An 18,838-nucleotide genomic window follows, 5' to 3' on the forward strand; every position below is an offset into this window, starting at 1 on the left:
AGTCGGTCAGGGAAATGATGCACTATATTTGAAATATACCCGTTTGATCTTTATCATAGCAGAATTTATCAGTTCAATGGTATAAGTTGATCCCAGCCCTTATGCCGCAGATTATGTGCGTTATCCAAAAAATCTTTTAGCTTTTTTTCTTTTCGCATCCATTCGTTTACCAGAAGCAGGTTTCCGATCTCCATTTCCGTCATGTTCAACCGCAGGCATTGAAACACCTCCTTACGAAACTCCAGTTGAGACGCATTAGGCGAAATTGGAAAATGGATATGCATCATATTCACTCTACAGGTGCTACTTATACGGAAAAACCATTTGTCAAGCCCTCTTTTTTCTAGCTCCTGCAAAAAACGACCGGCCTCTAATCGCGTACCATCAATCAGTACAACTTGTTTTTCTCCTCTTTTAGAAAAATAGAAAGGAACATCAAACATACGAACAACATCTTTTCGCAATGCACTTAGATCGAATCGAGCTTGGATGTAAAGCACATCATAAAGTGATCCGATTGGGATACTTTTATCCAATGCGCTTGGAGGGAGTATGGTGACCACTTTTTCTACAGGAACTGTTTTTTCTGGTAACAGATCGCTGAAAAGCGTCAATGCGTTTGTTGGCGTAAACCACCATAATTGTCCTCTGATAAAAACATAGCTTACGTAGACCAAGCATCCTGTAGCAACAAGAGGCATATAATGGAACAAATAATTTATAAAAAACATATACGTGCTACCGCTACGTACAAAAGCGATTAGATAGATAAAGCAGAGATAGACCATTAAAAGTGCTAAGGATGTGGACAGAATGGCCCATACCAGTTCTGATTTTGGTAAACTATTGGTCTGCACGCGTCCCCTTCTAAATAATTGCAATTGCGTATATTTTTTCTGCCAGTGGATCCACAAAACTTTCAACCGAACACGAATGAGCAGCGCAGCAACGACTATTGCCAAAGCAAATGCCAATGTCCAGGTCCAATAGGCTTGCGTCCAAATTCTATTTAACTTAAATCCATTATTTGCAATTAAATTAAAAATCGAAGAGACGAAAAAGCTCTCAACGAATAATCTTAACATTTTCATATCATTCCACCAAATACTGTTATTAGACTAAGGTTTATATTGTTTGAACATCTAATTTATTAAAATTAATCAAGTATTAAGCAAAATTGAATCTTCAAAAAGAAGATAATCCTCCAAAATCACGGAGGTTATTCCTTGGCATTCGTTTAAGTAATCTTTAAAATAAATATTTGCCAAAAGAGAATTTTTATGAAAGAAAACTTAGACGAGTTTGGTTTGGCAGCTAAAGTTGCCACACTTCTCGCGCTACCTAGGGTAGATCGCGCACTAGCGCTGCAGCTTATGAGAGATAATTTTGTGGACTGGATGGAGCACAACTTTAATCTAGGCTCCAATCAGGCGGATAAACTTAACCAACTTCCCGCTGAGCTTAGTCAAAAACTTGGCATTGCGATCAGCAATTACCTCATGGAGGACCATGTACTTCAAGTTCGAAAAGACGAAAAGAAAGATGAGGATCCAGATTTCACAGAGCTTTGTATATACGGGGTCGACGAATGGCTCGATGGGGGAGCTAAAGCAGAAGCGACTCCCCTGTATATACGGATTTCATACAGAAATGCCTAGCCTTATAGCATGCGCATCCCCTATCAAGCGGGATTTCTCAAAATCTTTTCCAATTCATTTCTATGATCCTCACCCCATTGTGCTGTTACCGCAATGACTGGTATGAGGCTTTCCCCTAGCCCAGTCAGTTCATATTCTACTTTCAGCGGAAGCTGATCAAAGACGACTTTATTGATTAATCCATGTTCAATCAATTGGCCAAGCTGCGCATCAAGTACACGCCGGGTCGCATTGGGGATTTTCCGCTGCAGCTCACCCGGACGCTTGATACCTGAATGAATGGCCCAGAGCAGGTTTATTTTCCATTTTCCCTGAACTACCTGCAAAAACAGATGTAAACCGCAATCTAAATTAACCGGAAGCTTTTTTTCGTACATAGCTGCTATAATTTACGAAGGTATAAAGTGGGTATAGATAAATTTATCCGTAATTGACACTATTACTTTATGCCCTTACCTTTGAAACAAAGTAAATATAAAAATATGAAATACAAGTTATTTGGATCAAAAACAGGACTGAATGCCAGTGAAATAATTTTGGGAGCTGCCAACTTTGGAACCAGAAAAGGCTATGGAGCCGATCCCGAAGAATCGAAAAAGATCTTAACAGCTTATGCAGATGCAGGTGGTAATTTTATCGATATATCCGATGTTTACCAATTTGGAGAGGCAGAAGAAATCGTAGGCAACTTTTTAGAGGGACAGCGAAGTAATTTTATTATCTGTTCAAAATATACTCGAAGTAGTGATCCCAACCCTTCCATCAGTAATTTTGGGAATAACCGTAAATCTATGCGACAGGCTGTTGAACAAAGTCTGAAAAGATTGAAGACGGACTACATCGATATTTATATGCCTCATTATGATGATGGAGTAACTCCGTGGGAAGAAATTGCCATGGGACTTCAAGATCTGGTCAGCGAAGGGAAAATAGTGTATGCAGGGCTCACTAATTTCCCGGCATGGAAGGCATCGGCCATTGCATCAGCAACAAAACTCACCGCTTTACAGATTGAATATAATTTATTGCAACGTACCGCAGACCGTGAACTGATCCCGATGGCAAAGGAATTTGGTCTTGGTGTAATGATGTATTCGCCACTAGCCGGCGGACTGCTCACCGCAAAATATAGAAAGGGAGAAGCCGGGCGCATCAGTCATTCTTCTGACGCTGAATATTCGGAAAACGAGAAAACCAAACTGATCATTGATGAACTGGTGTCAATCGCGGAAAAACAGGAAGCAACGCCCGGTCAGATCGCTTTTGCATGGAATTTATCAAAAGAGGCATTTCCATTACTGGGAGCACGCACTATAAATCAATTTGAGCAAAGTATCAAAGCGGCTGAAATTAATTTGAAAACTGATGAGCTGATCAAACTGGATGCTTTAAGCTCCATTAGCCTCGGGTATCCGCACGATTTGCTGAATACGGTACGTGGTTGATTTTGTAATCGATAGTAATTCTTAAAGTATATAAACTAAATTTGAACTTAAAATTACGCCGCATGCCAAAAAGAGATTCTATTTTAGTGAACAGCATGAATTCCAGCAGCAGTATGGCTGTTGGAATATGGGACGATTCAACGACGGGCATCCTAAAAGCACTGAATCCGCATCGGCATGACCACTATACGTGCATGCTAGTTGAAGCTGGACAGCTGGAAGTCCTATTTGATTTTGAACAGCTGATCATGCCAGCGGGAACGCTTTTTGTCTGCCCTCCCCATCAGGTCCATCAGATCACCACGGTTTTAGGCGCATCCGGTTATTACATTTCCTTCGAAGGCCATCACATGACCAGGTCAGCCAAAGACATGCTTGATGCATCTTTAAATGAAACCCTTATTTTGTCCCTCTCAGCGCCCGAGCAACAATGGTTTACGTCCATCTTGGACTCGCTAATAAATTTGGACAGTATAAACTATAGTGCCAATAAGGAAGTGCAGCAGCCGCTGCTGTCAGCATTTATAACCCAGGCGGTGATTTGTCACGATCGCAGATCCGCCGCAGGGTCCATAAGTCACAGCCCCAGGGTTATAAGTATCGCCAACGAATTCAAAAATCTTGTGAAGCGTGATTACCGCAGCCTTAAGCGCCCAGCAGCATATGCCCAGCAGTTAAATATCTCCGTGGCCCACCTGAACGATGTCGTTAAAATGGTGACGGGCTTATCCGCATCAGCGCTGATACAGAAGGAAGTACTGAGCGAAGCACAGCGCCTGCTCTATTATTCGCGATTGAGTATTAAGGAAATTGCGGTGCAGCTAGGCTATAAAGACACCAAGTACTTTATCAGGCTTTTCACAAAAAAAACTGGGCGATCACCGGGCGATTACAGAAAGACGCTACGTTTCAATCCGAACCTGGATTAGACAATCTTATACTATTTCAACTCAAACACGGCTTCTTTTTTGTCCACCTTTTACCGTTGTTTGTCAGTTTTCCGGCATTCATTTTTTGATCAATTTTGCAGTATAGATAAGTTGTAAATTTAAATAGTTTAGCTATGAAAATCTTAGTAATCGGTGGTACAGGTCTTACTGGAAGGCTGGTCACAAAAAAACTGGCAAACCTTGGTCATCAGGTAATCATTGGTTCGCCTTCACATGGCGTGGATCTCATGACGGGAGAAGGTCTCTCCCAGGCCCTGGAAAATACAGAGATCGTCATCGATCTATCCAATTCCTCCTCTCCTGAAGAAGAAAATGCAATCCACTTTTTTCAGACCGCAGGAAAGAATCTGGTAAAAGCGGAGCGGACGGCAAACATCAGGCATCACCTCGTACTTTCCATTGTCGGAACGGACGATGCGCTGGAGATCGGATATCTTCGCGCCAAGAAATATCAGGAGGACAATATCAAAAACTCCGGAATACCTTATACCATCATTCGTTCGACACAGTTTTATGAGCATACTGATGCCATCATTGCCGTTCAGGGTCAGGGTGACGAGGTATTTGTTTCCAAGATCGACTACCAACCCATTGCCCTGGAAGATGTGACAGACTACATTGTGCAGTTTGCACTCGAGGAGCCTAAAAATGGCACGGTCGAGATTGCGGGGCCTATAAAGGCCAATATGGACGATTTTGTCGCGAAATATATCGCGATCACCGGGAATCACATAAGGGTAGTTTCTGACGACGATAGCAAATATATGCATCTTGTTGTTCCTAAATCATTGCTCGTACCTGCTGGAGCATATTGTGCCGGCAAGGTTCATTTTGAGGACTGGGCACTAAATACAGCTGTGATTTAAGCCATCAGAAAAGAGAAATCACCGAGCTTTGCTGAGCTGGATATCTTATAGATCGATACGTTCGGTAGTTGGTGTATATCCATAGAAAGTGCTGGAATTTTTTCAAGGTTCCAGCACTTACATTCCAAAAAATAAGGCCCCAATTATAAAACCATTCCACCATCCATAAGGATTTCCGTTCCGGTCATGAAACTTGCCACATGGTTATCTGACAGATAAATAACAGCTTTGGCAACATCTTCAGCAGTTCCCATTTTTTGTAAAGGGATTCCGCTGATTAACCATTCATCAAGACCTTCCAATGTTTTTTCGTCCAACCCTGCTTTTGTCATAATCTCTGTTTTTGTAGGCCCAGGACTTACTAAATTTACCCTGATTTTTCTTGGTGCTAATTCTGCAGCAGCGGTCTTCGCAATGGAATTCAATGCTGCTTTGCTTGCCTGGTAAATCGAACTATTTGGTTTAGAGGTGGTCGCGACGTTGGATGAAAGAAATACCACTGAAGCACCATCGTTCAACAGGGGAATAAATTTGCTCAAAGTAAAATAAGCTCCTCTGAAATTAATACCCATTACATTGTCAAAATTTTCGGCACTCATATGTTCGATTGGACCTAAACTTCCGGTGATGCCTGCATTAATGAACAGGATGTCAATTTTTCCGAATTCCTTTTCAACATGGTTTCTGAAATTTTCAATATCTTCCAACTTCCCCTGATCCGCCACAAAAGAAATAGCCCCTAACGCTTCTGCCGCCTTTTTAATGGCCTCTTTTCGTCTTCCGGTGATAATGACTTTGGCTCCTTCGGCGATTAACTCTTTTGCGGTGGCATAGCCTATTCCGCTATTTCCACCTGTTACAATGGCTAACTTGTTACTCAACTTTTTCATTTCTTTAATTTTTCTACAAAGTTATCAGCGAAATGGTATACTTTTGTTATCAGTATAACCGAGTATATCAGTATCATACATTATATCACTTAACTTTGTAACCATGGAAAGAGATCAGACAGAAGAACTTAGAGCGTTGCAGGACACCCTTTATTTCATTGGAGGTAAGTGGAGAATCCCTGTCATTAATTCGCTTTGCAACGGCAACCGACGTTTTCGCGAAATTGAAAGAAGTATCCCCGGGATTACCACAAGAATGCTTTCAAAAGAGCTGAAAGATATGGAATTAAATAAGTTGGTTAAACGGACTGTTTATCCCGATATTCCTGTTTTAATTGAATATGAACCCACTGCATATTGCAGGACTTTCGGGAATATTATTTCGGAAATGATTAACTGGGGTAGAGAACACCGAAAAATGATTGTAGACGATAAGGTTTAGAATTGTATTCTATGTACTACCATCAGCTAAAATGCTGATGCTGGTAGTACATATGAAATGCTTAGCCAGTTATCTAACAAAAAGATTGAAAAGGTCTTCAGCTCCAGCGTTGAACTTCTTGCCGTTAACATAAAACGATGGTGTCCCATTGACCCCGCTGATAACGCCGCCCTGAAAATCGGCATCTATTTTATTCAACAGCTCCTCTTTTTGTATATCGGACTTAAACTTTTCTATATCTAATCCTATTTTTTCCGCTATTGTAAAAAGATACTGGTCGTCAAGGTTCCGCTGATTTTCGTAAATGGCATCGTGCATTTCCCAAAACTTATCCTGCAAAGACGCAGCTTCTGCAGCGATCGCGGCCGGAAGCGCGTATTCATGCATTTCAGAAAGTGGGAAGTTTCTAAATACAAATTTCACCTCTCCACTAAATTTTTTCAAGAGCTTCTTTAGCACCGAATAAGCGGCTCCACAGTAAGGACATTGATAGTCACCATACTCTACGATAATTAAATTGGCATTTAGATTGCCTTGGGCGTGGTCAGTTGTACTGACAGGTATTTTTAATGACATAACTATTTTATTTTAAGATTTTCAAGAGCTTCCAATATTCCATCTGCACCGGGATTTACCGCCGTCGGTGATTTGTAGCTCCATTGGATGATACCTTCTTTATCGATTACAAAAAGTGCGCGGTTGCACTGACCTTCATGCTCATTATAGACATCGTATTTCTTTGCTACCCCACCCTTTGGCTCAAAGTCTGCAAGTAGCGGAAAGTGTAGGTTACGGGACTGCGAAAAAGCCAGATGACACCATTTGCTGTCCACGGAGATTCCGAACAATTCTGCGTCATACTTTTTGAAGTACTTGAGCATTTCATTGTACAGTGCCATCTGATCACTGCAGACTGGACTCCAATCGGCAGGATAGAATGCTAAGATCACGTTACGACCCTTAAATTCGGATAAGGTGATTTTCTGGTCTGGTGTTGCAAATAATGTGAAATCAGGTGCAACAGTATTTTGTTCTAACATAATTTTATTGATTAATAGTTGATATAGGCAATATGAATGCCGCTACCGGTAGAAAGAACGCTCGTAGAAAAACCTTCTTTTTCCGGCAGCATAAGATTTACTTTTTAGGTTGAATAAAAATCTTTTTTGTTGGAAATTTTTCTATCTCGCCATCTGTAAGCCCAAAGTTTGTCACCACCACATCTTTAGGGTTGCCCGAAAGCCATTCGCTCAGATCAATAGACTCGTATTTCCCGCTGTTAAATCCGATAAGAACACGGCACACCGTATCACCCGTATTTTTAATGTAGTGTCCAGCTCCCATAGGTACATAGCCTACGTCACCTGCATTGAACTGTTCGGTGACTACAGTACCCTCGGCAAGAAAAACAGACATCTGCGCCTGGCCCGAAATATAATACTGCCACTCGTCGGCATTCGGATGCCAGTGCATTTCCCGAAGTGCCCCAGGCTGCAATTCAAGAACAGAACCGGCCATGGTCGTACTGATCGGAAACTCCTTACTTGTAACCAGTCGCTGAATACCACCCCCGGGAATGACTCTAGGCTGTTGAGCATGAAGCGGGTAACGGTGTAGATTAGTAAGTTCTATGTCTGATTCATCTGGTCTTGCAGTGGCATTAAATGACAATTCATCCGGGACAATACCGGCGGCGAAATAGGCTTCTTTTTTCGGCAGTACAGCAACTTCTTCCAATGTCAACCCCAAATTCTGTGCGACAATTTCTGGAGGCATACTGGCAACGAAGTCAGTTACGCTAAACGTGTGGTCTTCAGAAAAATTACCGTTGTCAAATATCAGGATGAAGTGACACTCTTCAGTTCCTGTTGCCTGGATCGAATGTCCATAACCTTTAGGAAAATACCATACATCACCCGGTTCAAAATTGTCGGTATAGCTATGACCGTCCGGATGAATAATGGTCGTACGAACGGTTCCTGAAATGACGTAGGCCCATTCAGCAGCATTTGCATGCCAATGGAGCTCTCGCATACTGCCCGGCTGTAATCGCATCGACACACCCGCGATTCCGATAGAAGCCGGGAAGTCGGTTACAGAAGCACCTCTGGTGGTACCACCATCATTTGTGCGTGGTTCTTTTTTTTCTAATTCATACTTGAAGCTTAATGATGTCGTTTTCATAATATTCTTTTTAACGATTGATATTCCTGTTTGTTACTAAAGTAAATTTACCGAAGAAAGGACGCGAGTGATACTGGCTTTCGGTGAACAGGCAAATATGATCGTTGAACGAGTCATGTAACAAAACATTCGTCATTCACATTATTATGAATTGGAGTAGCTTTTAGACTTATTTTTTAAAAAGTTGATCTATTGAGATAGCATGGTACTCGTTCATTAGCGCAATAAAACTTTGTTTAGTTGAAAGGCTTATAAAATTGAGGTACCATTCTTAATTGCTCCTTAACAAAAAAAGTGAGCCATGGAGCTCACTTTTTTATACTTTTTGGTACGGCTGTTTTAGGATTCAATAAAAGCTAGGATATCCTTATTGATCGTAGGAGCCTCAGTCGTAGGCATACCGTGGGGAAACCCCGGGTAAGTAATCAACGTTCCGTTCTTTAAGAGTTTAGCAGATTTAACGCCGGCATTTTCATAAGGAACAATCTGATCATCCTCACCGTGCAGCACCAGGACAGGAATATCAACTGCTTTCAAATCTTCTGTGAAATCTGTTTCAGAAAAAGCTTTGATACCCTCATAATGGGCAACAATTCCCCCCATCATACCCTGTCTCCACCAGTTTCTCCGAATTCCTTCCTTAATATCGGCTCCCGCTCTGTTATAACCGTAAAAAGGAAGTGTTAGATCGATATAAAATTGTTGTCTATTGTTCAAAGTCTGATCCCTGATATTATCGAATACCTCCATTGGCACACCATCGGGGTTACTTTCATTTTGTACCATGATCGGAGGAACAGCACTGATAAGTACAGCTTTCTTTGCTCTTCCATTAGCATATTTGTTCACGTAACGAATGACCTCACCTCCGCCTGTTGAGTGACCGATATGAATGACATCTTTGAGATCAAGGAATTCAACAAGTTCGGCAGTGTCAGCAGCGTACTGCTCAATGGTGTGTCCATAAATATCCTGACTCGATCTGCCATGCCCTCTCCGGTCATGAGTGACTACGCGATACCCTCTCTGTAGGAAGAAAATCACCTGTGCATCCCAGTCATCAGAAGATAATGGCCAGCCGTGGTGAAACATCAATACTGGACCCTGTCCTTGATCTTTGTAAAAAATTTCTGTTCCGTCTTTTAGTTTTAAAGTGCTCATAGCTATTTGGTTTAAATGTTAATATGTATTTTCTTTTTGCTACCATAAAACTACACGAACAATTAGCCAATTTCAAAAATCATTCGACGAATGGGCAAAATGAGTCGTTAAATAGACAACAAAAAAGATCATCAAGCATGACCTGATGATCTTTCAATTACTTATTGTTCATGTAGAACTTAGTCCGTATAGCTTGCTAATAAACGTTGAGCTTCTTCGACGGCTGCGGTAAGGATCTGCACGACTTCGGTCAAAACACCTTCCGATAAGGTGTTCTGTTCGGTTGTAAGTTCAAGTATTCCCAGCTTATCATCAAGCACAGGAAGCAATCCCATAATGGCGACGCTAGTTTTAAAATCATGTGCTCTTAATTTAAATCTGGAGAAGTCCTGACTTGCGTAAGCGGCCTTTAGCTCCTGAAGCTGGCCTGGAACTTTGTCGATAAACTGGCGGGTGACTGTCCGCTCGAAAGCGCTGTCCCCCCTACTTACCGAATGCATGTAAGCAAGGTCCAAATAAGTAAACTTCCCCTTATCCGCAATTTCTTCAAACTGCACTGTAGGCTGGAATCTGATGCCAAAATGTGAAATAAGCTTAAAGAGCTCTTCTTCATTGATGGGTTTGGAAATGTATTCGTTCATTCCTCTGCTGAGGCATTTTTCTCGTTCACCTGCCAAAGCATGCGCAGTCATGGCAATGATCGGAATATCCAATTGCAACACTTCCCTGATGTGCTGCGTTGCAGCATAACCATCCATCTGTGGCATCTGTAAATCCATCAACACAAGGTCGGCGTGATTATTTTTTAGATACTCAACGGCCTCCTGTCCATTGGAAACAATGTCAAAATCTACATTCCATTGTCCGAGCAAATGCTTCATCAGGCTCTGGTTCATCATATTATCATCAACCACCAAAATATGAAGCGGTACATTGGATTGATCTTTAAAATAAGCAGTATGAGCCACGGGTGCTATTACTATTTGCTCTTGCGCTATACCGTAAGGAATAAAAAACTTGAACGTTGTGCCGCTTCCCTGCTCACTCTGTACTTCAATGTCGCCATGCTGGAGCAGTACGAGGTTTTTTACGATAGACAAGCCGAGTCCTGTTCCGCCATAATTGCGGGTAATGGAATCTTCGCCTTGATTAAAGCGTTCAAACACTTCATTGAGTTTTTCCTTGTCAATTCCAATTCCTGTATCTGTGACGACAAATCCAACCACAACTTCCTTTTCGCTCCTGCTCTTTTGGTAAATTTCGATATGTATACTGCCCTGTTTGGTAAATTTAATGGCATTTCCAATCAAGTTTACCAAAATCTGGGTTAACCTGGTTGCATCCCCTGTCAGTGTATCGGGAATGGAGACATCGACCTTACTTGAAATCGAAAGCCCTTTTTCTTTTGCCCGTTGAACAAAAAATGTTTCTACAGAATTTAACAACCCACTGATACTGAATGTACCGACAGTGATGCGCATCATACCAGCCTCGATTTTGGAAAGGTCCAAAATATCGTTGATGATCGTCATCAAATTCTCTCCTGATTGTTGAATGGATGATACAAACTCAGAAGATGTCGCGTCCAGACTTCTTTTTTGCAGCAGGTTTGTAAATCCGAGAATTCCACTGAGCGGGGTTCTGATTTCGTGGCTCATATTGGCAAGGAAGTTCTCCTTGGTCTGCGCTGCAATGGAAGCTTTCTTTTCCGCAGCGTCCAGTTCCTCGATCAGCACACGTTGCCGGCGGAACTGGCGTAGGATATGGAAACCGACTACCGAACCGCTCAAAATCAATAAAACCAATAGGGAAATATCGTATAGCCGTGCTTTTCTGCCCATTTCCTCACTCTGCAAGCTGAGCTCACTCATGTGCAGCTGCCTACTTTTATAGATCTTCGCTGTTATTCCCGTAATTTCGTTTGAAATGATTCGGGCTCTTGGATTGGCAATTGAGGTTTGATCATCCATGTTTCCAAGAGAAAGATACCGTGCCAAAAGCTGATCACGGACTATTTTTTTGTCCATTGCAAGGACGCCCAGCCGTTGTATCAGCTTTTCTTCAACAGGATCGGAATTATCTCTGGACAAGGAATCCAGAAAGTTCTCGATCTGATTTATCTTTTTATCGATCCCTTCCAGATGGGTCGTATCGTTGGTGGCTATTGATGCTCTGATCCTACTTTCCACACCAAGGATATCGCGGTCGATTTCGCGCAGATGATTGCTCGCACGCAGCTCGTTCAGCAGTGTGTTATTGTTATGGATAAGTGCTTCTGTATTTCTGGCCGAATTGATCTGAACAGCAATCAGCAGTATTGTTCCCGCTATAAATGTCAGAATTATAAAGTAGCTAAACCGTTTACTGTTCATTATAGAATTACTTGTCATAAACAAAAGTTAAGAGGATTGGTTAAGTAATACCTTAAGAAGAAAAACAGTAGGTGATTTAAAATACATTCATTCTTGTATTTAAAGCCTTACGGTATGCATCTGCTACCGGAATGAATGTACCGTTTATCACAATACCACCGTCCTGTAAGGTATCTATTTTACTGATAGATACAATAAAGGACCGATGCACTCTGATAAAATCTTTCTTCGGTAAACGCTCTTCCGCAGTTTTCATCTTGCCATGAATGGCAAACATCTTTTCTTTTGTGTAAAATTTTACATAATCTCCCATTGCCTCAGCGTAAAAGATATCTTCAAGCTTCAGGCGCCTCGTCACGTTAGCATCTCTGACAAACAAAAATTCATCGTTACTGATATGCACATTATCCTTTCTGCTATCCAGGATTGACTGAGCTTTCTCCACGGCCTGTAAAAACCGGACAGGAGAAATGGGCTTTAAAATATAATCCGCGATATTAAGCTCAAAAGCCTCGATCGCATATTCCTTTTTGGAGGAAGTGAAAATGATGATTGTATCTTTTCCCGATAAACTTTTGGTAAGCTCAATACCTGTCATTTCAGGCATTTCAATATCCAGAAAGAGCAGGTCAACCTCGTTTTTCTGAATAAAATGGTAGGCCTCCATAGCGTTTGAAAATTCCTGCACGATGGTAAGATCCGGAACCTGCTTTGCCAAATGGGCCAAGGTCGTTCTTGCAATATCATTATCGTCAACAATCAGAGCTTTCATAGTAATAAGTATATATGTTAATATGACAAATATACTTATTACTTTCTTTTTTTATCGCTAACCAATAGCTCCTATCTAAAATAGGAACGGATCATCCATGCCATCTCCTCATGGCTTTCCATCAGTCCCGTAATGAAGTCGCTGGTTCCATAATCTTTATATTCCTCGGCAAAAGGTGTAATATTTCCGCGTAAAAATTCAATGATACTTTCGTGGTCTGCCAGCAGGTCTTTCATGTAGCCAAGACCATCATTCGTCCTGTCACTATACTCGGTAAGGTGAGTCAGTTCCAGGTAGCTCTTCAGGGTTGCTGGTGCATAATGCCCGATTTTTCGAAGGCGTTCTGCAACGCTATCAATAAGTTCGTCCAACTGCTTGTACTGCTCCTCAAAGAAGATGTGGTTTGCGTGAAAATTGTCTCCCGTAACGTTCCAGTGTGCATTTCGGGTCTTGATATAAAGGACAGTTAAATCAGCCAATAATTTTGCCAATTGTGCAGCAACAGCATCTGTACTTGCTTCGTTTATTCCAATGTTTGCTTTCATGGTATTTATAAATTGAGTGTTTGATAATTATATTTTATAAGTAATCTGATCTTTTAGCATTCCATAAAACTTCATTTCTACCAGCTCCGCGAATGCCCAGGTACAGATTAATTTGTCAAATAATGTATTTTCCTTTTTAAAGAAATTTTAAAAAGGTTGGTTGTATTTCCCTGTAAGGGCTTTATTTTCGAGACTTTTAGCAAAGTTCGGAGTCTCCTCATGGTTGTGTGCATCCGAAGCGGCCTGTCTTGCTGCAGCTGCATCCGAAAGATTTATGCCATTTTCTTTGATATAGGCCAGCATTTCAGGAGTAGCAGTTGCATGGATCTCATTGGTGTATAGACAGGTATTGTCATCAATTTTGGTGGCCTTAAGCTCCCAAAGCACCTGAACTTTTGTACGGCCTCCTTTGGTGATCGAGTCTGAAATCGAAAGCATCCGACAGTAATCCGGCTCATGGACAATAGCTACGTAATGCTGTACCATTAAGGCATCTCCTATTGTTTCGACATTCAGTGAAACCGGTTCTCCGTCAAATGTTGTGGAGATTGCTGCACCGATATGTTGGGTAGAGCATCGCTGATATTCTGCGTCGGGTAGGTTCAATAACCAATCGGCAATATTTACTTTCTCAATTGGTGCATGGATGATTGCTGTAACTGCTGAATGTGACAATGCGTTTTCTGGAGTTTGAATAATTTCCATAATACTGTTTTTTTAAATGGTTGTTTTATTTTACTGATGTAAATCTAGGCCTATTTACCGTCCGCCGAATTTACTATCCATCGGACGGGCATAAAGTATCGTTAAAAAGGGAATATTAATCGTTGAGGCGATGAAGGATGAAGTAATCTGCAAAGCGCGCGGCGGCTCTATGTTTTTTACGTTCAGGGTGTCAGTAAATGTTCTTCTGCAATCTGATGGTTTCCTTAACGATTATTTCAGCATCAAGAACAGCATTGTAGATGAAATGTCAGGGGGAGGTTTTTTATAGTTGGACTTTTGCTACTTGTTATTAAATCCCATTTGAAACGGGCTTTGCTATCTCATTTGGTGTCTTTCCGAATTCTTTCTTGAACGCAAAAGAAAAATGCGACAGATCTTCAAAACCTACTTCAAGGTAGACATCACTCGGCTTTCTGGATTGCTCGGCAATTTGAAAATAGGCCTCCTGCAATCTTTTTCTCTTGAGCCAGGTGCCCGGAGCCATTCCGAATACACGCTGAAAATCCCGCTTGAAGGTCGATAGGCTCCTCCCCGTAAAAAATGCAAACTTTTGCAGGCTGATGTTAAACCTAAAATTTTTGTTCATGTATTCCTTTAAATTAATCCGATTAGGTAACGAGAAATTGAACAATATATGAATGAGGTCAGGATTCGATTTTAACAGAATAATCAGTAATTCCTCTCTCTTGACATCAACAAAATCTGCACTGATCTCCAGATCGCCGGTATAATACGGTTCCAGGGATGTTATAAAATTCTTAATAAACCTATTTTCCGGTATGAAAATAAAGGAGTCGCCGATGGCTGATGGCCGAATTTCATAAACATGGCGTTCAAGAAAGCGCTTCAGGAATTCCTCATCCAGGGTAATGATGATTTTTTCAAATTCATCATTGTCCTTATAATTTGTATAACGTACCAAATGATTTTTCCGGGCGATACAATATTCGCCCGGTTTCATGCTGTAGTTTTTTTCGCCGTCATAAGCCTTCATATCTCCCTTCAATAAATATAGAAAATAGTTTTCCGGTATATAGTTTTCGGGGGAGATCTCCGGACCCAGGTGACAGGATTGGATGTTGTTTACTTTCATGGTTTACCAAATATACCGATCCCTAACGTTTAATCCTGTACCTGACAAAATTTTAAACTGTCCACGCTTGCAAGTATCGCCAGTTCTTTCGCACGCGGGTGCCAGCCGAGCATTTCTGTCGCTTTTTTGTTGGACATCTTTGTATACTCTTGGGGTGGTGTAGGCTGCAGAAAAGCAATTTTTCCGGCCAGTTTTGGGCGTTCCTTTTTGATCAGTTCGGCTACATCATAAAAAGACATAGCCCCTTCCGAAGTTGCCAGAAATCGCTGTCCGGCCGCTTCAGGGTGTAACATCGCTTTGATATGGATATCAGCGACATCGCGAACATCTACCACACCAAATGTAAATGGTGCATTTTCCTTGACGAGTCCGTCAACAATACCCCTAACGACAGTATCCAGCGAGGCCGAGGAAATACCGCCGAGGATGGGGCCAAAAATTCCGACGGGATTAATGACCGTTAACTCCATAGCTGTGGCTGCATCCTCCATAAATTGCCAAGCGGCCTTTTCTGCAATTGTTTTTGATTTTATATAAGCCTGTATCGGTGCGTTTTCATCGGTCCAGTCGAGCTCCGTAAAAACATGATTTTTGGGATCGATGCTATAACCGATCGCAGCAAAAGAGGATGTGAGCACGACACGTTTGACGCCTGCCCTTTTCGCGGCTTTCAAGGCTCTCAATGTACCTTCTCTGGCAGGTATAATCAGCTCGTTTTCGTCTTTGGGCTGCTCGGCGAAAAATGGCGAGGCCACATGCAGGACATAGTCACATCCCTGCGCCGCTTCGTCCCATCCGCTATCGGAAAGCAGATCGGCCTGATAAAAAGATAGCTGATCAAACGTGCTGATGCCGCCTTCGCTCAGCGCATCCAAGATTTCGTTCTTACGGGCGAGCGTGCGTAGTGTTGTTCTTACGGTAAATCCCTGCTCAAGTAGTGCAAGAATAGTATTAACGCCTAAAAATCCGGTACCACCGGTTACTAAAACTGTTTGATTGTTCATTTCGGATCAATTATTTGAATTTGTAGGTCAATTGTATGGCGTTTTCCGCATAATCCCACAGCCTTTTGGCAAGCACTTCATCGGTCATCGCTGTGGTGTGATGATTTGATAGCGCCGGATATCCCGCATATTCTTTCGGACCATCCGGCCCGTAAAATTTCCCGCCTTCAACCGACGCATCTGTCGCTGCGAATAAGCTGGGCAAAGCTCCCTGCCAGGGATCCATCACCTGATCAAATCCAGCAAACATGCCTTCCAGATTTTCATCCGGTATATTCCGCTGTAAATCGGTGCGCGTAACACCCGGGTGTGCCGCCACAGCAATCGCTGACATACGGGCATTTTTGAATCTCCTGTCCAGCTCATAGCTGAACAAGATATCTGCCAGCTTGCTTATGGCATATTCACGCCATTCGTCATAGCTCTTTTCCAATCTGAGGTTGTCAAAATCTATGCTATCCACCAACGTAGCCGCCCCGCTGGAAAGTGTCACTACCCGGGCGTTGGCGGTCTGCTTAAGTATCGGCAGCAGATATCCTGTCAGCGCAAAATGCCCCATAAAGTTTACACCGAACTGCAATTCAAATCCGTCATCCGTTTTAGCAGCTGGGGGCACCATTACTCCGGCATTGTTGACGAGTATATCCAGTTTTGTATGCTTTTGCATAAAGAGATCTGCAAATTCCCGAACCTGTCCAATGTTTGCAAGGTCGAGTTTTCCATAGTCCAATGTTCCGGTGCCTGGCGTGTCGGATTGGATTTTTTGGATCGCATTTTTTGCTTTTTGTACATCTCGTGCAGCGATGGTCACCTGTGCACCTGCTGCATACAATGCTTTTGCTGTTTCAAACCCTATGCCCGTGTTTGATCCGGTCACGATTGCTATTTTACCTGATAAATCAGGTATATTATTTTTTGTCCACATAACCCTTTGTTTTTATTCTTCTACAAAATTCGTGGAATAGCTATTACGCCGTTTTGTTGTGAAGTTCAATTTTTCTTTGTTGTGGAGTTCACCTTTCCGTTCTATTCCGAAGGTTTGCGATGTTGTACCAGAATTCCTTCCGTTCCAATGCTGTTACCCGGCCTTGCCCTAATTTTTGGATATTACTGCCGATCAAATCTTTTAAATGCCCTGTTTTGATATGCCTGTGTCCTTTAGGAATTTTTAAATAGAGGGAGCTAACGGAATACTTCTGGTTTATTGCTACAGCTCCCTGTATTCCTGAACTCTAATCTTCTATTTGCAGATGCGTACTCAAGGCAATCCGATTCCAACCATTGATGGTCACGATGAGCATAATGATCTGAGCAATCTGATTTTCAGTAAAAAATCGGGACGCCTTACTGTAGATTTCTTCACTTAATCCCTGCTGGTGAATAAGGGTTATTTCCTCCGTCATTGCCAATATGACCTGCTCTTCCTCGGTGAAAAATTTGGTAGCTTCCCTCCAGGCACTCAACAAAAAGATACGCTCCGGTTTTTCACCATTTTTAATGGCATCCTTGGTGTGCATGCTGATACAGTACGCACAATTGTTGATCTGTGATGCACGGATTTTGACGAGCTCTTTAAGCGTTTGCGCGATCTCAATTTTCGAAATATAACCTTCCAACCCCAACATTGCTTTGAATGCCAGTGGTTCCGTTGTGCTGATGTTGATACGTTTTTCCATGTTTCTTATTTTTTAATTTGATACTACAAATTTGAAAAATGGAGAGCCGGAAAAACTTAAACGGGTTTAAGAAAAATTCTTTTTGCGGATTTCGCTGAGATACCTCATCCAATATACCCGATCCGTGCTTACAGAGCGTCACCTACAGATAGAAGGAAAGTTCTGCCTGCTGATTTCCAGTCGAAGACGTTATAATCGATATGTCCTACTCCACAGAAGCTGCGTGGACCTTTGCACCCCTTGCTACCCTAAGTGATAGGCTATATCCGCAACTCCCTTCTCTCCCAATCTCAGTAGATTTTTAGCCTCCGAAGTCAAAAATATATGGATGAGTTCCAAAGCAGTTTTACCTGTTTCCTGTTTTAGTACGTCACTTAAATAACGTGGCGAAATAAACAGCTGTTCGGCAATATAGGTAACGCTTGGCAATCCGTTTTTTTCCAGAGCTCCTTCATCAATATATTTTTTAAGGATATCATTGAATCTTGCTGCTATTTTTCCAATAACCTGTTCTCGGTCGACAAACTGTCTTTTGTAAAAACGCTGTGCATATTTCAAAATCGATGATATATGACTCAAGATAATCTCACGGCTATATTCATCGGGATTATTAAAATATTCACCCTTAATTTTCGCATGAAGATCCAGAATAATCTGCTCTTCTTTTGGAGAAAGTTGCAGCGCTTCCGTTACATCGTAGTCAAAGAAGCCATAATTGTTAATGCTTTTAAAGAGCTCGTGACCGTTCAGATATTCTTCGTGAATCATCAACATATAGCCTTTTTCTTCAAATTCAAGGTCTTTCATTTCAATGATCTGCCGTGGTTTGGCGAAAAATAGACAGCCATTATCGTGGTCGTATTTTGTACGTCCGTACATAAACATCCCTGATTTTATTCTTTTGAAAGCGATGATGTAACAATCTGTGGTAAATTCCCTATTTCCCAGCGGACAGGCCGCCTGACAGCCAATCATACTGAAGAGCGGATGCTCCGGAGCGTCCCAGCCATTTCCGCTGTGCAATTCTGTAGGGGTTTTATAATGTTTCATTTTA

General features: G+C 41.9%; 21 protein-coding genes. 5 read left to right on the top strand and 16 right to left on the bottom strand.

Going from position 1 to position 18,838, the window contains the following annotated elements; translation table 11 throughout:
- Positions 1-68 precede the first annotated feature (68 nt).
- The gene (locus tag B3600_RS03855) at positions 69-1,085 is read right to left on the bottom strand and encodes a hypothetical protein (RefSeq protein ID WP_286752119.1); all 1,017 of its coding nucleotides are present in this window, start codon (positions 1,083-1,085) and stop codon (positions 69-71) included.
- Positions 1,086-1,280: 195 nt separating this feature from the next.
- Between B3600_RS03855 and B3600_RS03860 the strand changes: the two genes are divergently transcribed.
- Positions 1,281-1,658, top strand: coding sequence for a hypothetical protein (locus tag B3600_RS03860; protein WP_286752120.1), 378 nt, complete (start codon positions 1,281-1,283; stop codon positions 1,656-1,658).
- Between the two features lie 23 nt (positions 1,659-1,681).
- On the opposite strand, the gene B3600_RS03865 is transcribed toward B3600_RS03860, so the two are convergent.
- Entirely contained in the window at positions 1,682-2,035 is a 354-nt protein-coding gene (locus B3600_RS03865; RefSeq protein WP_286752121.1) for a winged helix-turn-helix transcriptional regulator, read from the bottom strand.
- A gap of 105 nt (positions 2,036-2,140) precedes the next feature.
- On the opposite strand from B3600_RS03865, the gene B3600_RS03870 reads away from it, so the two are divergent.
- From B3600_RS03870 to B3600_RS03880, 3 genes are all read left to right on the top strand, one after another.
- Positions 2,141-3,103: an aldo/keto reductase gene (locus tag B3600_RS03870; RefSeq protein WP_286752122.1), complete on the top strand. Its 963-nt coding sequence runs from the start codon at positions 2,141-2,143 to the stop codon at positions 3,101-3,103.
- Between the two features lie 62 nt (positions 3,104-3,165).
- Positions 3,166-4,032: a helix-turn-helix domain-containing protein gene (locus tag B3600_RS03875; protein ID WP_286752123.1), complete on the top strand. Its 867-nt coding sequence runs from the start codon at positions 3,166-3,168 to the stop codon at positions 4,030-4,032.
- Between the two features lie 134 nt (positions 4,033-4,166).
- Complete coding sequence (locus B3600_RS03880; RefSeq protein ID WP_201668105.1) at positions 4,167-4,919, top strand: SDR family oxidoreductase; 753 nt, start codon at positions 4,167-4,169, stop codon at positions 4,917-4,919.
- A gap of 143 nt (positions 4,920-5,062) precedes the next feature.
- Here the strand turns inward: B3600_RS03880 and B3600_RS03885 are convergent, their stop codons facing one another.
- The gene (locus B3600_RS03885) at positions 5,063-5,809 is read right to left on the bottom strand and encodes an SDR family oxidoreductase (protein ID WP_286752124.1); all 747 of its coding nucleotides are present in this window, start codon (positions 5,807-5,809) and stop codon (positions 5,063-5,065) included.
- A 103-nt stretch (positions 5,810-5,912) separates the two neighbouring features.
- On the opposite strand from B3600_RS03885, the gene B3600_RS03890 reads away from it, so the two are divergent.
- On the top strand, positions 5,913-6,251 hold the full coding sequence (locus B3600_RS03890) for a winged helix-turn-helix transcriptional regulator (RefSeq protein WP_286752125.1): 339 nt from the start codon (positions 5,913-5,915) through the stop codon (positions 6,249-6,251).
- A 69-nt stretch (positions 6,252-6,320) separates the two neighbouring features.
- Here B3600_RS03890 and B3600_RS03895 read toward each other — a convergent pair whose 3' ends face one another.
- The 13 genes from B3600_RS03895 to B3600_RS03955 form a co-directional block, all read right to left on the bottom strand.
- Entirely contained in the window at positions 6,321-6,827 is a 507-nt protein-coding gene (locus B3600_RS03895; protein WP_286752126.1) for a DsbA family protein, read from the bottom strand.
- Between the two features lie 2 nt (positions 6,828-6,829).
- Complete coding sequence (locus B3600_RS03900) at positions 6,830-7,291, bottom strand: redoxin domain-containing protein (protein WP_286752127.1); 462 nt, start codon at positions 7,289-7,291, stop codon at positions 6,830-6,832.
- A 97-nt stretch (positions 7,292-7,388) separates the two neighbouring features.
- Complete coding sequence (locus tag B3600_RS03905) at positions 7,389-8,435, bottom strand: cupin domain-containing protein (protein ID WP_286752128.1); 1,047 nt, start codon at positions 8,433-8,435, stop codon at positions 7,389-7,391.
- Positions 8,436-8,774: 339 nt separating this feature from the next.
- Positions 8,775-9,596, bottom strand: a complete 822-nt coding sequence (locus B3600_RS03910) for an alpha/beta fold hydrolase (RefSeq protein WP_286752129.1) — start codon at positions 9,594-9,596, stop codon at positions 8,775-8,777.
- Positions 9,597-9,775: 179 nt separating this feature from the next.
- Positions 9,776-11,968 carry an ATP-binding protein gene (locus B3600_RS03915; RefSeq protein ID WP_286752130.1) on the bottom strand — a complete coding sequence of 731 codons (2,193 nt, stop codon included), beginning with the start codon at positions 11,966-11,968 and terminating at the stop codon, positions 9,776-9,778.
- Positions 11,969-12,044: 76 nt separating this feature from the next.
- On the bottom strand, positions 12,045-12,740 hold the full coding sequence (locus tag B3600_RS03920; RefSeq protein ID WP_286752131.1) for a LytR/AlgR family response regulator transcription factor: 696 nt from the start codon (positions 12,738-12,740) through the stop codon (positions 12,045-12,047).
- A gap of 71 nt (positions 12,741-12,811) precedes the next feature.
- Positions 12,812-13,285: a Dps family protein gene (locus B3600_RS03925; RefSeq protein ID WP_286752132.1), complete on the bottom strand. Its 474-nt coding sequence runs from the start codon at positions 13,283-13,285 to the stop codon at positions 12,812-12,814.
- A 147-nt stretch (positions 13,286-13,432) separates the two neighbouring features.
- Positions 13,433-13,990, bottom strand: a complete 558-nt coding sequence (locus B3600_RS03930; protein ID WP_286752133.1) for a hypothetical protein — start codon at positions 13,988-13,990, stop codon at positions 13,433-13,435.
- A 310-nt stretch (positions 13,991-14,300) separates the two neighbouring features.
- Positions 14,301-15,104 (bottom strand): helix-turn-helix domain-containing protein, encoded by an 804-nt coding sequence (locus tag B3600_RS03935; RefSeq protein ID WP_286752134.1) that lies wholly within the window; start codon positions 15,102-15,104, stop codon positions 14,301-14,303.
- Between the two features lie 29 nt (positions 15,105-15,133).
- A complete protein-coding gene (locus B3600_RS03940; RefSeq protein WP_075992969.1) occupies positions 15,134-16,108 on the bottom strand; it encodes an SDR family oxidoreductase in 975 nt (324 codons plus the stop codon).
- Between the two features lie 10 nt (positions 16,109-16,118).
- Positions 16,119-17,033: an oxidoreductase gene (locus B3600_RS03945; protein WP_286752135.1), complete on the bottom strand. Its 915-nt coding sequence runs from the start codon at positions 17,031-17,033 to the stop codon at positions 16,119-16,121.
- A 307-nt stretch (positions 17,034-17,340) separates the two neighbouring features.
- Positions 17,341-17,784 carry a carboxymuconolactone decarboxylase family protein gene (locus B3600_RS03950; RefSeq protein WP_286752136.1) on the bottom strand — a complete coding sequence of 148 codons (444 nt, stop codon included), beginning with the start codon at positions 17,782-17,784 and terminating at the stop codon, positions 17,341-17,343.
- 243 nt (positions 17,785-18,027) lie between these two features.
- Complete coding sequence (locus B3600_RS03955; protein WP_286752137.1) at positions 18,028-18,834, bottom strand: helix-turn-helix domain-containing protein; 807 nt, start codon at positions 18,832-18,834, stop codon at positions 18,028-18,030.
- Positions 18,835-18,838 lie beyond the last annotated feature (4 nt).

This window comes from Sphingobacterium sp. UBA2480, assembly GCF_002341965.1.
Classification (GTDB): Bacteria; Bacteroidota; Bacteroidia; order Sphingobacteriales; family Sphingobacteriaceae; genus Sphingobacterium; species Sphingobacterium multivorum.

What these genes read in the sequence shown, in the direction of transcription:
- B3600_RS03945 (WP_286752135.1), bottom strand. Translation starts at nt 17,033, where the DNA reads ATGTGGACAAAAAATAATATACCTGATTTATCAGGTAAAATAGCAATC.
- B3600_RS03855 (WP_286752119.1), bottom strand. Translation starts at nt 1,085, where the DNA reads ATGTTAAGATTATTCGTTGAGAGCTTTTTCGTCTCTTCGATTTTTAAT.
- B3600_RS03860 (WP_286752120.1), top strand. Translation starts at nt 1,281, where the DNA reads ATGAAAGAAAACTTAGACGAGTTTGGTTTGGCAGCTAAAGTTGCCACA.
- B3600_RS03910 (WP_286752129.1), bottom strand. Translation starts at nt 9,596, where the DNA reads ATGAGCACTTTAAAACTAAAAGACGGAACAGAAATTTTTTACAAAGAT.
- B3600_RS03885 (WP_286752124.1), bottom strand. Translation starts at nt 5,809, where the DNA reads ATGAAAAAGTTGAGTAACAAGTTAGCCATTGTAACAGGTGGAAATAGC.
- B3600_RS03940 (WP_075992969.1), bottom strand. Translation starts at nt 16,108, where the DNA reads ATGAACAATCAAACAGTTTTAGTAACCGGTGGTACCGGATTTTTAGGC.
- B3600_RS03935 (WP_286752134.1), bottom strand. Translation starts at nt 15,104, where the DNA reads ATGAAAGTAAACAACATCCAATCCTGTCACCTGGGTCCGGAGATCTCC.
- B3600_RS03930 (WP_286752133.1), bottom strand. Translation starts at nt 13,990, where the DNA reads ATGGAAATTATTCAAACTCCAGAAAACGCATTGTCACATTCAGCAGTT.
- B3600_RS03925 (WP_286752132.1), bottom strand. Translation starts at nt 13,285, where the DNA reads ATGAAAGCAAACATTGGAATAAACGAAGCAAGTACAGATGCTGTTGCT.
- B3600_RS03955 (WP_286752137.1), bottom strand. Translation starts at nt 18,834, where the DNA reads ATGAAACATTATAAAACCCCTACAGAATTGCACAGCGGAAATGGCTGG.
- B3600_RS03895 (WP_286752126.1), bottom strand. Translation starts at nt 6,827, where the DNA reads ATGTCATTAAAAATACCTGTCAGTACAACTGACCACGCCCAAGGCAAT.
- B3600_RS03915 (WP_286752130.1), bottom strand. Translation starts at nt 11,968, where the DNA reads ATGAACAGTAAACGGTTTAGCTACTTTATAATTCTGACATTTATAGCG.
- B3600_RS03950 (WP_286752136.1), bottom strand. Translation starts at nt 17,784, where the DNA reads ATGGAAAAACGTATCAACATCAGCACAACGGAACCACTGGCATTCAAA.
- B3600_RS03865 (WP_286752121.1), bottom strand. Translation starts at nt 2,035, where the DNA reads ATGTACGAAAAAAAGCTTCCGGTTAATTTAGATTGCGGTTTACATCTG.
- B3600_RS03880 (WP_201668105.1), top strand. Translation starts at nt 4,167, where the DNA reads ATGAAAATCTTAGTAATCGGTGGTACAGGTCTTACTGGAAGGCTGGTC.
- B3600_RS03875 (WP_286752123.1), top strand. Translation starts at nt 3,166, where the DNA reads ATGCCAAAAAGAGATTCTATTTTAGTGAACAGCATGAATTCCAGCAGC.
- B3600_RS03900 (WP_286752127.1), bottom strand. Translation starts at nt 7,291, where the DNA reads ATGTTAGAACAAAATACTGTTGCACCTGATTTCACATTATTTGCAACA.
- B3600_RS03920 (WP_286752131.1), bottom strand. Translation starts at nt 12,740, where the DNA reads ATGAAAGCTCTGATTGTTGACGATAATGATATTGCAAGAACGACCTTG.
- B3600_RS03905 (WP_286752128.1), bottom strand. Translation starts at nt 8,435, where the DNA reads ATGAAAACGACATCATTAAGCTTCAAGTATGAATTAGAAAAAAAAGAA.
- B3600_RS03870 (WP_286752122.1), top strand. Translation starts at nt 2,141, where the DNA reads ATGAAATACAAGTTATTTGGATCAAAAACAGGACTGAATGCCAGTGAA.
- B3600_RS03890 (WP_286752125.1), top strand. Translation starts at nt 5,913, where the DNA reads ATGGAAAGAGATCAGACAGAAGAACTTAGAGCGTTGCAGGACACCCTT.